The sequence below is a fragment of the Cystobacter fuscus genome (genome assembly GCF_002305875.1).
Taxonomy (GTDB): domain Bacteria; phylum Myxococcota; class Myxococcia; order Myxococcales; family Myxococcaceae; genus Cystobacter; species Cystobacter fuscus_A.
The window spans coordinates 8241007-8255305 of record NZ_CP022098.1; the positions used below are offsets into that span (position 1 = coordinate 8241007).

Genomic DNA, 14299 nt, shown 5'->3' on the forward strand with positions numbered 1-14299 from the left:
TTCCTCCTCACACCCCGACGAGCGGGGTCAACGATGCGTTCACGACCGGGCGCTCCAGCCCGTCCACCTTCGCGGCGAACCGCCGCCACGCCGCCGCCAACCCCTCCCCGGGCACCGACGGCGCCTTGCGCAGCGCCGCGATGCACTCCCGCCGCCACTCGGGGCCCAACAACGCCCCCACCCACTCCTCGTGTCCGGCCAGCCACCGCGCGACCGCCACCACCGCGGCGCGCGCGAGGGAGCACTCGTCCGCGGTGTCCGGCACCCGGGGGACGCCGAGGTCCATCGAGTTGAAGAGCGGGCGTTCCAGGCGCCGCTCGTCCACCAGCAGGGGGGTGAAACCGGAGCGAGGGACATAGACACAGCCCTCCGCGCTCCGGCACAGCACGCCAAAGCCCCACAACGTGAGGGCCCCTCCTCCGTCCAGCGCGGTGCCGTAGGCGCTGGTGCCCTGCTGTCCCGCCGGGCGGCGCTCGCGGGAGAGGCCCCGGCGCAGCAGCAGGTTGTCCGGGTGGAGCACGTCCCGCCCGAGGCACCACATGGAGAGGTCGAACAACCGCTCGCCCTCGCGCCGCACGTCGTGCGGCAGTACGTGGAGAGAAGAAGAGGAGCCCATGGTGCGTGTCCTCAGCTCGCCTTGGCCTTGGCCGCCGCGCCCTTCTGGGCGGCGACCTCACCGAACAGCGCCTGGAACGTCACCGCCGCGCCGCCCTTCTTGCTCACCACGGCGTTCACGGCGCGCACCAGCTTGCCGCGCACCTTGGGCGGCAGGGGCCGGTCCTCGATGGCGGCGTGCACCTGCTGCTCGCTCACGCCGCGACCGCTCTTCGGCTTGCCGATGCCCAGCTCCGCGTATGGCTTGCCCTGCTTCTCCTTGTCGCGCCGCTTGTCGGAGCGCTGCTTGACCAGCTTGCGGTCCTCGTCCGAGCGCGCCTCGAGCTGCGAGGACAGTCGCACCAACGTCCGGGGCTCGAGCTGCTGCGCATCCAGGAATTGCTTGAAGGTACCCATCGTCGTCTCCTGCGGTTGAATCGGGTGGAAGAAGAAAGGAGCGGGAGGCTCGCCCCCGCTCCGGGGGAGTCACGAGCGCTCAGTGCTCGTGGTCGTGGCCGGACTCCTCGATGACGAGCGAGACCGAGTTCGCGCTGGAAGGACCGAAGGTGAGGGTGTAGGTGCCCACCTCCAGCGGCGCGACGTAGCGGCCCTTGATGTCGCCACAGGACGCCGAGCTCTTCGCGGACGACTCGAACGACACCGTCTGCCCGCTGGAGCTGGTGAGCGACAGGGACACGTCCGCGCTCAGGAAGAAGGTGTAGTCCGTGGCCTCGTCCGCTTCGAACGACACCGAGCCGGTATTGCCGCCCGTGCCCGCCGGCAGCGAGATGTCATAGCGCTTGTGATCGGCGCCCACCTTGGGGGCGCTCGCCGACGAGGCGCTCGCGGTGACGGCGACCGCGGGTCCTTCCCGCAGGTGCTCGCAGCCCTCGGCGTCGGCGTCTTCGGCGGGCTCACCGCCGCATCCCACGAGCAGGGCGCTCGACAACAGGCAGGCGGACAACAGCTTCTTCATCATGGTGTGACACTCCGGGTGATGGACATCGGGGAACGACGAAGCCCCCCGCGCCCGGGACCCGGGATGAACCGGGACACGGGAGACGGGGAACGTCACGCGTGCGCGGACGCACGGCGACAGGAGGGCATCACCTGGACGCGGGAGGACCCGCGAGACCGGGCTCCGGCGCGGAGGCTCGGGACACACGACCCCGCGAGCGCCTCGGGCGAGGCACGGGGACGCACGTCCGGCTCCGCGAAGGAGTCATCGCGCGACGGGCGAGGTCAGGGATGCACGAATGACGGGGAACGCGCGGACGCGCTCAGACCCGAGGAGGAGAGGCCTTGGGCGCCAGACGCAGCCAGGCCACGGGCGGCTCCACGCTCTCGCGCTCCGCCACGACTTCTGGAGCTTCGGGAGCGGGCGCCTGGAGCGTGGGCATGACCTCCGACGGAGGAGTCATTGCCCGGCGGAGGAAGGCATGGGCGCAGTGCGCGTCCACGCCATGCGAGGAGACCGGGGACTCGTCGGAGGCGGTGAAGCGCTCGTCCTCGAAGGACACCAGCGCCCTGACGGAGGTCTCCGCCCGGCCGACACCGTCCTCGTGCACCAGCTCGCCGTGCTCCAGGCACGTGCGGTGCTGCACCAGGACGAAGTGCGCCGCGCTTCCCAGATACGCCAGCAGGCACAGCACGACCCAGGGCAGCGCCAGGGGGCGCGACCGTCGGGACATCGCTGGCTCGTGGCGGGAATTCACGAAGACACGGCTCCAAGCGCAACTCAGTTGCGTCTACATCTTTACGACAGCCTTCGCGCGGGTGCAAGCCATTGCAGGACTTCTTTCTCGACTCTCCCTGATTTCCCGAAACCCCGGAGGACGATCTGTCCTCCACGTGGGCCCTGGTATGGCCCGGTGTGTCGAAGTCCCTCCCGGCGGGAGCAGGGCCGGGATAGGAAGGGCCGCGACAGAGCAGAAGGAATGAATCCCGTGCAAGAGTTCCTGGAAGTCCTGCGTCGAGAGGCGGCCCACTTCGGACCGGAGCTGGCGCGCACCGCGTACGCGCGAGGCCTGGCCGTGACCCTCAAGGATGGAGCCACCCGGCCCATCCCCGTCACCGCCACCCCCGTCATCCTCGACGCCGCGGAGATCCGCCGCCGCGCCACCCTCTCCGCCCACCTGGCCTCCGCCACCCTGAAGGTGACGCGCACGGTGCTCGCCGGCGAACAGCGCGAGCTGTTGCTCGGAGGCCTCTCGCCGCTCGAGCGCGCGCTCACCGAGCGCACCTTCGCGAACGTGAAGCGGCTGGCCACCACGCGGGTGGACTACTTCGTGGACACGCGGCCGCGCGCCCTGGAGGTCAATGCCACCATTCCGGCCATGCAGGGCTACTCGGACATCGCCGCCCGCACCTTCATCGAGGGCGTGGCCCGGCACGTGCGCTACCCCGAGGAAAAGCTGCCCGCGCTCCTCACCGCCAATGGCAGCAACGCGCGCGCCCTCTATGACGCCCTGCTGGAGGGCCATGCCGCCGAGCGCGATGGCCGCGAGCCGCGTACCCTCGCCCTGCTCTGCCGCCGCCATGACGCCCAGCTCTCCGAGCAGCGCTACCTGTGCGAGCGCTTCCGCGAGTTCGGCGTGGACGCGGACGTCGTCCACCCGGACGAGGTCTCCGGCGAGGAGCACTTCGAGGTGCGCGGCAAGCGCTACGAGCTGGTGTACCGGCACCTCTTCACGCGGCGATTGGAGGAGACGCCCGCGCCCTGGGTGGAGGACTTCTTCTCCACGGTGCCGGGCCGCAAGGCGGTGCTGCTCAACCCGCCCATCTCGCCCGTGGAGGTGAAGACGACGTTCGCCCTCGTCTCGCGCGCGCTCATGGATGGCGCGTTCGCCGCCGCCGCCGGACTCACCCCCGAGGAACTGGAGGCGATCCGCGCGTCGGTGCCCTGGACGAGGCCCTTCCGCCACGGGCCCGAGCAGGGTCCCGAGGGAGAGCCGGTGGCGGATCTCGTGGCGCGAGTGGTCGCCGAGCCCTCCCGCTTCGTCCTCAAGCGGGCGTGGGACTATGGGGGCCGGGCCGTCTACCTGGGCCGCTCGGTGGGCACGCCGGCGTTCGAGGAGCGCTCCCGTGCCGCCTATGGCGGAGTGCTCTCCTGGGCCGAGCTGTGCGAGCGGGCCGCGAGCGACTCCCGGGGAGGTGGCTTCGTGGTGCAGGAGGTGGTGGAGAGTCCGCCCGAGGAACACCTGCTGTGCGAGGAGCGCGGGCTGACCTCCCTGCGGCTCCATGTGGACTACTCGGCATATGCCTCGGTGGGGCTCGAGCGGCAGCCCGCCTGGGGAGGGGTCTGCCGGGGGTCCACCTCGGAGATCGTCAACATCGTGGGAGGAGGCGGCGTGTTGCCCCTCATCACCACCGAGGTCGCCCAGGCCCTGCTGGACGCCTGGAAGGCACGTGAATTCCAGGGATCGGACACCTTCGGGAAGGGATGAGCGGCACGTGGGTTGTTTGAGCGCTATATAAGGCGCCGTCGGGTGGGACTCCCGCCCGTTCGGAGCGAAAGGACACGGAATTCATGGCTTGGGAAACACAGGGGTGGCAGCCAGCGCGCGCTGACGTCACGGACGTCCTGATGCAGGAGTCCCAGCGCACCTTCATGTCGCGCGTGTACGGGTGGATGTTCGCGGGACTGATGACGACGGGCGTCGTGGCGCTGTTGGCCGCGTCGAGCCAGCAGGCGGTGATGATGGTCGCCCAGTTCCGCTGGGTGTTCCTCATCGCCCAGCTCGGCCTGGTGTTCGCCCTCTCGGCGCTGGCACCCCGACTGGCGGCGCCGGTGGCCGGAGCCCTCTTCCTGGTGTACTCGGTCCTCACCGGGCTCACCTTCTCGGTGCTCTTCTACGTCTACACGGGCGGCTCCATCGCCAACGCCTTCCTCATGGCCGCGGGCACCTTCGGCGCGATGAGCGTCTACGGCGCGGTCACCAAGAAGGATCTGAGCGCCTGGGGCACCTTCCTCTTCATGGGCCTCATCGGCGTGGTCATCGCCAGCGTGGTGCAGATCTTCGTGCAGAACTCCATGCTCAACTTCGTGCTGGGCTGCGCGGGCGTGGTGCTCTTCGCGGGGCTCGCCGCGTACGACACGCAGAAGCTGCGCGAGATGCACGCCGCCGTGGGTTACAAGTCGGCCACCTCGGCGAGCATCAATGGCGCCCTGGTGCTCTACCTGGACTTCATCAACCTCTTCATCTCCCTGCTGCGCCTCTTCGGCGATCGCCGCGACGACTAGTCGTGGGCGTGTGACGACGTCCCCGGCGGTGGGCTCCCTCTGGGGCCCACCGCCTTTTTCATGTCCGGGGGGAGCTTCCGGACGCGGAAACGTCCGCGTTAGCGTGAGCCACCATGAGCGAATCGCCGAAATGGACCACCGAGAACAGCGGTCTGGAGCTGGACTGGAAGGAGCGCGCGACACCGGAGGAGCGTGGCCAGCAGGCGGCACGAAGCGAGGGGGAGGCCGGTCGGGGCGCGCCGGGGGATCCGCGCTACATGGGCCCCGGGGTGCGGCTCGCGCTCGCGTCCCTGCTCGAGGGGCCGGGCCTCACCGTGCGCCAGTTGCGCGAGTGGGGCGAGTCCCTCACCGGCTGGGAGACGCGCAACCGCTACGAGGCCATCGACCACAATGGCCACTTCATGCTCTTCATCGGCGAGGCGGGCTCCGGCCTGGGCCAGTCCCTGCTGCGCAACTTCCTGCCCTTCCGCTCGCTGGAGCTGGAGTGCATGACGAAGGACGGCATCCTGGCGCTGAGCCTCAAGCGCGCCGTGACGCTCTTCTTCACGCACGTGGAGGTGACGGCCTGGGACGGGCGCCCACTGGGCTACATCCAGCAGCGCTGGGGGCTGGTGCGGCGCCACTTCGACCTGTGCACCCCCGCGGGCGTGGTGATGGCCACGCTGACGGGGCCCCTCTGGCGGCCGTGGACCTTCACCGTGAGGCAGAAGGGCGAGGAGGTGGCCGTCATCCGCAAGCAGTGGAGCGGGTTCGTCTCGGAGGCCTTCACCGACGCGGACACCTTCGGCGTGGAGTTCCGCCCCGGGCTCACCGACGGGCGGCTGCGGCAGCTGGTGCTCGCCGCCACCCTGATGGTGGACCTCTGCTACTTCGAGGAGCGCGACAACTCCCAGGGCACCCTGCTCGGCGCCCTGAGCGACGACTGATGCGCCCTGCTCGCCCTACTCCTGGGCCTTGCCCCGGGAGAACGGCATGAGCAGCCGCTCCACGGGGTGGCCTCCCACCAGGTGCTCGTCGACGATGGCGGGCACGTCCTCGGGCTTCACCCCGCCGTACCAGGTGCCCTCGGGGTAGACGACGACCGACACGCCGAAGGAGCAGGTATCCACGCACCCGGCGGCGTTGGCACGCATCTGCCCCTTGAGGCCACGCTTCTCCAGCTCCTCCTTGAAGCGGGCGCGCACTTCCTCGCCCCCCTTGGTGGCACAGCACCCCTTGGGGTGGCCGTCGGGACGCCGGTTGGTACAGACGAATACATGACGTTGGAACGGAGGCATGTCGTCCTCCTAACGCAGCTTCCGTTCAAAAGCGACGTCGGGCCCCCCTCCCCTCCCTCCCCTTTCTTGCTCCCACCCCTGGCCGGGCGGAGCATTCATGCACAGACTCCCAGCAAACATCCGCTTTTGATCAACGCCCCCGGATTCCCGGAGTGACCATACATGACTCGTCACCCAACGACGTGCCCCCTAAACAGGGAGTTGATCAAAGAGCCGGAGGGCTTTAGATCGCCGCCCTGCTGGAGCCCCGCCCGGCCTCGGAGCAACCCTTCCAGGAAGCGCTCTTTTGGCCGGACTCCCCCAGGAATAGGTGGTACGAGCGTGACGTGCACAAGATCTGGGGGTGAAGCCTTGACGAATCCGGATCGGGGATCGTACCTTTGCTTACCTGTCTGTCCCCTGAACGAGCAGACACGACGTCGACGATTCCGGCCCTGATCCAAGGTCCCCCCACCGTCTCCTGAGGGAGTGGCGAGGGTTTCCACCGAGTTGGCTCGATCCCGAGCGATCTCGCGGACTTGGCCTTTTGCAAAATTCGCAGTCACACCCAGAGTGAAATACGGCGAGGGACCATGGAACACCACGAGCTGAACGCCACGGCGGCGGTGCTGGACGGCAAGGAGATGGCGGGGCCGAGGACGAAGGCCCCGGGTCTCACGGTGGAGCGCTTCTTCACGACGCCGGGGGTGGATCCGGCGGACGAGCTGGCGTGGGAGCTGCGCACCGCGGGCATCTCGGGCGAGGACGGCAAGTCCGTCTTCCAGCAGAAGGACGTGGAGGTGCCCAAGTCCTGGTCGATGCTGGCCACCAACGTGGTCGCGTCCAAGTACTTCCGGGGCACGCCGGGCACGTCGGAGCGCGAGACGAGCGTGCGCCGCCTGGTGGCGCGTGTGGTGGACACCCTCACCCACTGGGGCGCGCAGGGCGGCTACTTCGCCACCGCCACGGACCGGGACACCTTCCACGCCGAGCTCACCCACCTGCTCCTGCGCCAGAAGGCGGCCTTCAACTCGCCCGTCTGGTTCAACGTGGGCGTGGAGGAGCACCCGCAGTGCTCGGCGTGCTTCATCAACTCGGTGGATGACTCCATGGAGTCCATCCTCGGGCTGGCCAAGACCGAGGGCATGCTCTTCAAGTATGGCTCGGGCACGGGCAGCAACCTGTCCACCATCCGCTCCAGCCGCGAGCTGCTCGCCGGGGGCGGCACCGCGAGCGGCCCCGTGTCCTTCATGAAGGGCTTCGACGCGTTCGCCGGCGTCATCAAGAGCGGCGGCAAGACGCGCCGCGCCGCGAAGATGGTCATCCTCAACGCGGACCACCCGGACGTGCTGGAGTTCATCCGCTGCAAGTCCAACGAGGAGAAGAAGGCCTGGGCGCTCATCGAGGCCGGGTATGATCCGAGCTTCAACGGCGAGGCCTACTCGTCCGTCTTCTTCCAGAACTCCAACAACTCGGTGCGCGTGACGGACGAGTTCATGCGCGCGGTCATCAACGACGGCACCTGGACGACGCACGCGGTGCGTGACGGCCGGCCCATGGACACGCACAAGGCACGCGAGATCTTCCGGGAGATCTCCTCGGCGGCGCACCTGTGCGGCGACCCGGGCATGCAGTTCGACACCACCATCAACTCCTGGCACACCTGCTCGAACACGGATCGCATCAACGCGTCCAACCCGTGCTCGGAGTACATGTTCCTCGACGACTCGGCCTGCAACCTGGCGTCGCTGAACCTGATGCACTTCCGCACCATCGACGGCGACTTCGACGTCACCGCCTTCAAGCACGCGGTGGACGTGGTGCTGCTCGCGATGGAGATCATCGTCGGCAACTCCAAGTACCCCTCGGAGAAGATCACGAAGAACAGCCACGCCTACCGGCCGCTGGGCCTGGGCTACGCGAACCTGGGCGCGCTGCTCATGGCCGCGGGCCTGCCGTACGACTCGGACGTGGGCCGCAACTACGCGGGCGCCATCACCTCGCTCATGTGCGGCGAGGCATACGCGATGAGCGCGCGCATGGCGGGCAAGCAGGGCCCCTTCGAGGGCTACGCGAGGAACGCCGAGCCCTTCCTCGGCGTCATCCGCAAGCACCGCAAGGCCGCCTACAACATCCCCCCCGAGGGCGTGACGCCGGAGCTGTTCGAGGCGCAGAAGCAGGCGTGGGACGAGGCGCTCGCGCTGGGCGGCGAGTTCGGCTTCCGCAACAGCCAGGTGACGGTGCTGGCCCCCACGGGCACCATCGGCTTCATGATGGACTGCGACACGACGGGGATCGAGCCCGACATCGCGCTCATCAAGTACAAGAAGCTGGTGGGCGGCGGCATGCTGAAGATCGTCAACCAGACGGTGCCGCTGGCGCTCGAGAAGCTCGGCTACCGGCAGACGCAGGCCCAGGACATCATCACGTACCTGGACAAGCACGAGACCATTGAAGGCGCGCCGCACCTCAAGCCCGAGCACCTGGCGGTGTTCGATTGCGCGTTCAAGCCGGCCAAGGGCCAGCGCAGCATCCACTGGATGGGCCACTTGCAGATGATGGGCGCGACGCAGCCCTTCCTCTCGGGAGCCATCTCCAAGACGGTGAACATGCCGTCGGACGCCACGGTGGAGGACATCGAGAAGGCCTACATCGAGGCGTGGCGAATGGGGCTCAAGGCGGTGGCGGTGTACCGCGACGGCTGCAAGCGGACCCAGCCGCTCAACACCTCGAAGGAAAAGGTGAAGGACACGAAGGCGGTGGTGGCCGAGCCGGCGCTCGCCGCGGTGCGCGACGCCAACGCCATGCGCCGGCGGCTGCCGGACGAGCGACAGGCGATCACGCACAAGTTCTCCATCGGGGGCCACGAGGGCTACCTGACGGTGGGCATGTACGAGGACGGCACGCCGGGCGAGCTGTTCTGCGTCATGGCGAAGGAAGGCTCGGTGGTGAGCGGCCTGATGGACAGCTTCGCCACGGCGGTGTCGCTGGCGTTGCAGTACGGGGTGCCCTTGCAGGTGCTGGTGGACAAGTTCAGCCACGTGCGCTTCGAGCCGAGCGGCTTCACGGGCAACCCGGCGGTGCCGATCGCCAAGTCCATCGTCGACTACATCTTCCGGTGGCTGGCGCTGAAGTTCCTGCCGGCCGAGCAGGCCGAGGGTGTGGAGGAGACGGTGGAGCCCAAGGCGGTGGTGGCCGAGGCGAAGCCCGAGGTGCAGGCGGCGCCGGTGGTGGCGCTGCCCATGGCCACGCCGCGGCGGACGTATCTCAACCAGGCCGACGCTCCGCCCTGCCACACCTGCGGGGAGATCATGGTGCGCAATGGCGCCTGCTATAAGTGCAGCAATTGCGGCACCACGAGCGGCTGCAGCTGAGATGGATGTAAGGCATTGAAGCCTCGAGCCCCGGTGGGAGTCCTCCCACCGGGGCGGTTTCATTGCATCCGCCGTCCGCCGCAGATGGAGGGCGCGAAATGGGCTATCACTCGGCCCGTGTTCGTCCACCTCCCATTCGTCTCCTTGTTCGTGGCCTTCGGCGCCCTCGCCCAGCTCCGTACTCCGGAGCTCTCGTCCACCGAAAGCCCTCGCGTCCAGGCCTCACGCACCCATGAGACTCCGCGCGTGGATGGTGTCCTGGACGAGCGGGCCTGGGCCCAGGCGGCGGTGTTCACCTCGTTCCGGCAGACCTTTCCCAACGCGAGCGCTCCGCCCAGCGAGCGCACGGAACTCAAGGTCCTCTATGACGACACGTTCGTCTACTTCGGCATCCTCTGCCATGACTCGCAGCCCGGGCTGATCAACCGGCGGCTGGGGCGCCGCGACAACCCCCCCGCGTCCGACATGGTCACCGTCATGCTCGATCCACTCCTCGAGCGGCGGACCGCGTATGCGTTCTCCATCAACGCGGGCGGCGTGCTGCAGGACGGGTTGTACAGTCAGGAGACACAGCTCTCCACGGACTGGGACGCGGTATGGGAGGGCAGCGCCGCCGAGCACCCCAGCGGCTGGTCCGCGGAGCTGCGCATCCCCCTGTCCGCCCTGCGCTTCTCCGCCGCGGACGAACAGCTCTGGGGCCTCAACGTCCGCCGCGAGCTGGCACGCACGGGGGAAATCATCGACTCCTCGATCATCCCCCGCGGCGCCAACGCCCTCGTCTCCCGTATCGGCACGCTCGAGGGGATGAAGGGACTGACTCCCAAGCGCTCGATGGACCTCACCCCCTACGTGGCCACCCAAGGGGTCCTCCGCCCCCAGTTCTCCGCGCTGTCCCAGCCGCTCCCGCGGCTGCTCGAGCCTTCCGCCAACGTCGGACTCAATGTCAGGGCGTCGCTCACGAGCGACCTGATGCTCACCGCGACCCTCAACCCGGACTTCGGCCAGGTGGAGGCGGACGAGCGCATCCTCAACCTCACCAACTTCGAGAAGTTCTTCCCCGAGAAGCGCCCCTTCTTCACGGAGGGCATGGAGCTCTTCCTCCCCGTGGGAGCGCAAGGCAGCCAGCCGCGCCAGATGCTGTTCTACTCCCGCCGCATTGGCCTGGACACCCCGCTGCTCACCGCCGGCAAGCTCACCGGCACGCTCGCCCCGGGATGGGAGCTGGGCGTGCTGGACGCGGTGGTGGCGGGCGCGGCCGACCCCAGCAAGGCCGCGGCCCTCGGGGCGGGGCAGCCCTTCGACGAGGCCCACCCGGATCGCCGCTTCCAGTTCCACCTGGGCAGGCCGCTGCGCTTCGGCCTCAACAGCGAACTGCCCGCGGTCCGGCCGGTGACCACCAACTTCCTCACCGCCGTCCTCCGGCACCAGGTCCGCGAGGGCGCCTCGGTGGGCACCACCCTCGCCCTGCTCACGCCGCTGGAGGATCGCTGCCTCGCCGGTCAGGAGGACACCCTCACGTGCCGCGTCGCCGGCTCGAACGCCCTCGGCGTCGATTGGAACCTGCGAACGCGAGACAGCACCTGGGGCGTCGTCGGGCAGGTGGCCGCGTCCCGGGTCGCGGGGGGACCCGCCAACGGGCGGCTGCTGGCCGATGGCACCGCGCTGAAGCCAGGAGACATGGGCGTGGGCGGCCATGTCCGTGCCGGGAAGCTGGGCGGAGAGCCGTGGCGCTTCGCTGTCGGGTACGAGTACGCCACGCCCCAGTTCGACCTCAACCCCACCGGCTACCTGGAGACGCAGAACGAACACAAGGTGTCCGCCCAGTTCAGCTTCGTGCGCACCTCGCGCATGGCCTTCTTCGAGGAGTTCTCCGCGACGGCCGCCGCCCTCGCGCGGTGGACCACGGATGGCCGCCACATCCCCCGGGGGCACGAGGTCGCCTTCACGGTGGGCGGCATCCTGTCCGGGCTCCACGAGCTGTCCTGCTCCGTGGGCTCCGTGTTCGAGCGAGGCGACGTGCGGGAGATTTCCGGAACGGGCATTCCTTTCGAGTGGCCGGCCTTCGCCTACGCGGAGTGCACGGGGGAGACCGATCCGCGCCAGGCCCTGTCCTTGAGCGGGACCGTCTTCCTCGACCGATCCTTCCCCACCGGCCCCATCCGCCCACGCAACAACCTGGGCGGGGAGCTCTCCGGCAGTTGGAGGCCCCACGCGCGGCTGCAGACCCAGCTCCTCGTGAGCAGCGAGGGACAGGTCGAGACGCCCCTGTACATCGGCTCGCCCTCGGAGGGCACCTACCTCTTCGGGGATCTCGACTCGCGCTTCCTCTCCATCATCCTGCGCCAGAGCCTGGTGCTGACGCCCCGGCTCACCCTCCAGGCCTACGCCCAGTTCTTCAGCATCTACGGACGCTACGGGCTCTTCTACGAGGGGTTCTCGGATGGCACCCAGGCCGTGCGGCCCGCGGATCTCCGGCGGACGGAGGCCCCGGAGGTGAATCCCAGCTTCCAGACCTCGAACATCAACCTCAACCTCGTGCTGCGCTGGGAGTACCAGAGCGGCTCGACGCTGTTCCTCGTCTTCACCCGTGCCCAGGATCAGTTCCCCTTCGAGGGACTGCCCGGCAGGACGCTGCAGCCGGTGCGGCTGCTCGAGGGCCCCGCCAACGACGTGCTACTCCTCAAGTGGACCCACCGGCTGGAGCTGTGAGCGCCCCTGAACGCCCGCCGGCGGATGCCGGTTGTCCAGCCCGGGAGCCAGGGATAAGAGGTCAACGGGGTAAATCGGTCAGGAGGATGGACGTGAGCGGCACAATGGACCAAGAGGGCAGTGAGCGGCTGGCACGGTACCTCTCCACTCAGCAGGCGGAGACCTCCCTGGTGAAGCCCGGGCAGGAGATGCCCACGGTGCCCCTGGCGGCGGCCGCCCTGGGCGTTCAGCCCGGGCAGATCGTCAAGTCCATCTTGTTCGAGGGCAAGAAGGACCGACAGGTGATCGTCCTGGCCATCGCTCCGGGGGACGTGCGCGTGGCGGCGGGCAAGGTCGGCACGGCGGCCGGAGTGTCGCAGCTCAAGCTGGCCTCGCCGGACACGGTGCTGCGGGCCACGGGCTACGCGGTGGGCGGCGTGCCTCCGGTGGGCCACGTCACGAAGCTGCCCGTGGTGGTGGACTCGCGCGTGCTCGAGCACCCCTTCGTCTTCGGTGGAGGCGGGGACGAGCACCACATGCTGCGCATCACCCCCCAGGACATCGTCCGGATGACGGGCGCCGTGGTCGCGGACGTGGTCGCGGACCCCGAGCCGAGGCAGACCCCATGAGCACGCAAGCCATTGGCCGGCTCGCGCGCGGCCCGCACCCGGTGCTCTTCAAGCTGCTGTACGAGCCGCACTTCGTCTCCGACAGGGAGCAGGTCCTCCCGCACCTGCTGCGCATCGACGCGGCCCATGTCGTGATGCTCGCGCGCCAGGACATCCTCGCCCCCGAGCCCGCCGCGCGCCTGCTCTCCCTGAACCGGGAGCTGGCGGGCCGTCTGGCCGCGGGGGAGGAGCTGTTCCCCCCTCCCCCCTCCCACCGCGGGCTCTACCTCCTCTACGAGGGCGAATACATCTCCCGGCTGGGAGGAGAGGTCGGCGGCGCGGCCCACGTGGCGCGCAGCCGCAACGACATCAACGCCACCGTGACGCGCATGCGTCTGCGCACCGCCCTCGCCGACGTGCTGCAACAGGGACTGCTGCTGGCCGGCACGCTGGAGCGGCTCGGCACGGAGCACACCCAGACGCTGATGAGCGCCTTCACGCACCTTCAGCCCGCCCAGCCGGCCACCTTCGGCCACTACCTGGATGGAGTGCTCTCCGAGCTGCTGCGCACGCTCGACTGGCTCGCGGGAACCCAGGCGCAGCTCAACCGCTGCCCCATGGGCGCGGCGGCGGGCGTGGGCACCTCCTTCCCCATCGACACGGCCCTCGTGGCGCGGCTGCTCGGCTTCGACGGGCCACTGGGCAACTCCGTGGACGCGGTGGGCTCGCGCGACTACGTGGTCCAGGTGCTCAGCGCACTGGCCCTGCTGGGCACCCTGCTCACCCGCTTCGCGGCCGATCTCCAGACGTGGGCGAGCTCGGCCTACAACTTCCTGGGGTGGCCGGACGAGCTGGTGAGTACCAGCTCCATCATGCCGCAGAAGCGCAACGCCTTTGTCCTGGAGAACATCCGCGGACAGGCCGTGAAGGCCTCTGGCTTCCTGATGAGCACGCTGATGGGGCTCAAGAGCACGGCCTTCACCAACAGCGTGGAGGTGAGCTCCGAGTCCACCTCCCCCGTGTGGCCGGCCCTGGCGGCGACCCGCACGGCGCTGGTGCTCACCGAGTTGCTGGTGTCCAACGTCCTCGTCTACCCGGAGGCCATGCGGCGCTTCCTCGTCGGACAGGACACCACCATGACGGCGCTGGCGGATCACCTCGTGGCCCAGCACGGGCTCGCCTTCCGCACGGCGCATGAGGTGGTGGGCAAGCTGGTGAACCTCAAGCGCGAGCCGGATCTCTCACCCGCGGAGGCCCGGACGCTCCTGGAGCCCATGCTGTCCACCGCGCTGGGCCGCACCGTCACCCTGGACGAGGCGCAGCTGGCCGACGTGCTGGACCCAGCAGGCGTCATGCGGGCGGCCGCCTACGGTGGTGGCCCTGCCCCGGAGCCGGTCCGGGCGCACCTCGCCACGCTGGGCCAGGAGCGCGTGCGCCTCCAACAGCGCGTCCAGGGCTGGAAGGAACAACTGGAGGCCGCGGATGCGGCCCTCGCGGCGGCGGCCATCACCCGGGACTGACCTCCCCCCGCCAGGG

At 69.2% G+C, this 14299-nt stretch carries 12 protein-coding genes; 7 read left to right on the plus strand and 5 right to left on the minus strand.

The features are described from left to right. Positions 1–7 precede the first annotated feature (7 nt). The 4 genes from CYFUS_RS33170 to CYFUS_RS33185 form a co-directional block, all read right to left on the minus strand. Entirely contained in the window at positions 8–616 is a 609-nt protein-coding gene (locus CYFUS_RS33170; RefSeq protein WP_095988871.1) for a hypothetical protein, read from the minus strand. 11 nt (positions 617–627) lie between these two features. Further along, positions 628–1011, minus strand: coding sequence for a hypothetical protein (locus CYFUS_RS33175; RefSeq protein WP_095988872.1), 384 nt, complete (start codon positions 1009–1011; stop codon positions 628–630). 79 nt (positions 1012–1090) lie between these two features. Continuing rightward, positions 1091–1573 (minus strand): hypothetical protein, encoded by a 483-nt coding sequence (locus CYFUS_RS33180; RefSeq protein ID WP_095988873.1) that lies wholly within the window; start codon positions 1571–1573, stop codon positions 1091–1093. Positions 1574–1874: 301 nt separating this feature from the next. Beyond that, a complete protein-coding gene (locus CYFUS_RS33185) occupies positions 1875–2285 on the minus strand; it encodes a hypothetical protein (RefSeq protein WP_095988874.1) in 411 nt (136 codons plus the stop codon). A gap of 255 nt (positions 2286–2540) precedes the next feature. Here CYFUS_RS33185 and CYFUS_RS33190 point away from each other — a divergent pair, with 255 nt between their 5' ends. The 3 genes from CYFUS_RS33190 (at position 2541) to CYFUS_RS33200 (ending at position 5763) form a co-directional block, all read left to right on the plus strand. After that, the gene (locus tag CYFUS_RS33190) at positions 2541–4040 is read left to right on the plus strand and encodes a hypothetical protein (protein WP_095992379.1); all 1500 of its coding nucleotides are present in this window, start codon (positions 2541–2543) and stop codon (positions 4038–4040) included. A gap of 83 nt (positions 4041–4123) precedes the next feature. Then, positions 4124–4837 carry a Bax inhibitor-1/YccA family protein gene (locus tag CYFUS_RS33195; RefSeq protein WP_198316225.1) on the plus strand — a complete coding sequence of 238 codons (714 nt, stop codon included), beginning with the start codon at positions 4124–4126 and terminating at the stop codon, positions 4835–4837. A gap of 113 nt (positions 4838–4950) precedes the next feature. After that, a complete protein-coding gene (locus CYFUS_RS33200; RefSeq protein ID WP_095988876.1) occupies positions 4951–5763 on the plus strand; it encodes a phospholipid scramblase-related protein in 813 nt (270 codons plus the stop codon). A gap of 15 nt (positions 5764–5778) precedes the next feature. Here the strand turns inward: CYFUS_RS33200 and CYFUS_RS33205 are convergent, their stop codons facing one another. After that, positions 5779–6114: a (2Fe-2S) ferredoxin domain-containing protein gene (locus CYFUS_RS33205; RefSeq protein WP_095988877.1), complete on the minus strand. Its 336-nt coding sequence runs from the start codon at positions 6112–6114 to the stop codon at positions 5779–5781. Between the two features lie 623 nt (positions 6115–6737). Here CYFUS_RS33205 and CYFUS_RS33210 point away from each other — a divergent pair. The 4 genes from CYFUS_RS33210 to CYFUS_RS33225 all read left to right on the plus strand — a co-directional run bounded on the left by CYFUS_RS33210 (position 6738) and on the right by CYFUS_RS33225 (position 14283). Further along, positions 6738–9467, plus strand: coding sequence for a vitamin B12-dependent ribonucleotide reductase (locus tag CYFUS_RS33210; RefSeq protein ID WP_232537853.1), 2730 nt, complete (start codon positions 6738–6740; stop codon positions 9465–9467). A gap of 246 nt (positions 9468–9713) precedes the next feature. Then, entirely contained in the window at positions 9714–12176 is a 2463-nt protein-coding gene (locus tag CYFUS_RS33215) for a DUF5916 domain-containing protein (protein ID WP_157758802.1), read from the plus strand. Between the two features lie 92 nt (positions 12177–12268). After that, positions 12269–12784 (plus strand): aminoacyl-tRNA deacylase, encoded by a 516-nt coding sequence (locus CYFUS_RS33220; RefSeq protein WP_232536951.1) that lies wholly within the window; start codon positions 12269–12271, stop codon positions 12782–12784. Further along, entirely contained in the window at positions 12781–14283 is a 1503-nt protein-coding gene (locus CYFUS_RS33225; RefSeq protein ID WP_232536952.1) for an argininosuccinate lyase, read from the plus strand. The genes CYFUS_RS33220 and CYFUS_RS33225 overlap by 4 nt, the downstream gene beginning before the upstream one ends. The last annotated feature ends 16 nt before the right edge of the window (positions 14284–14299 follow it).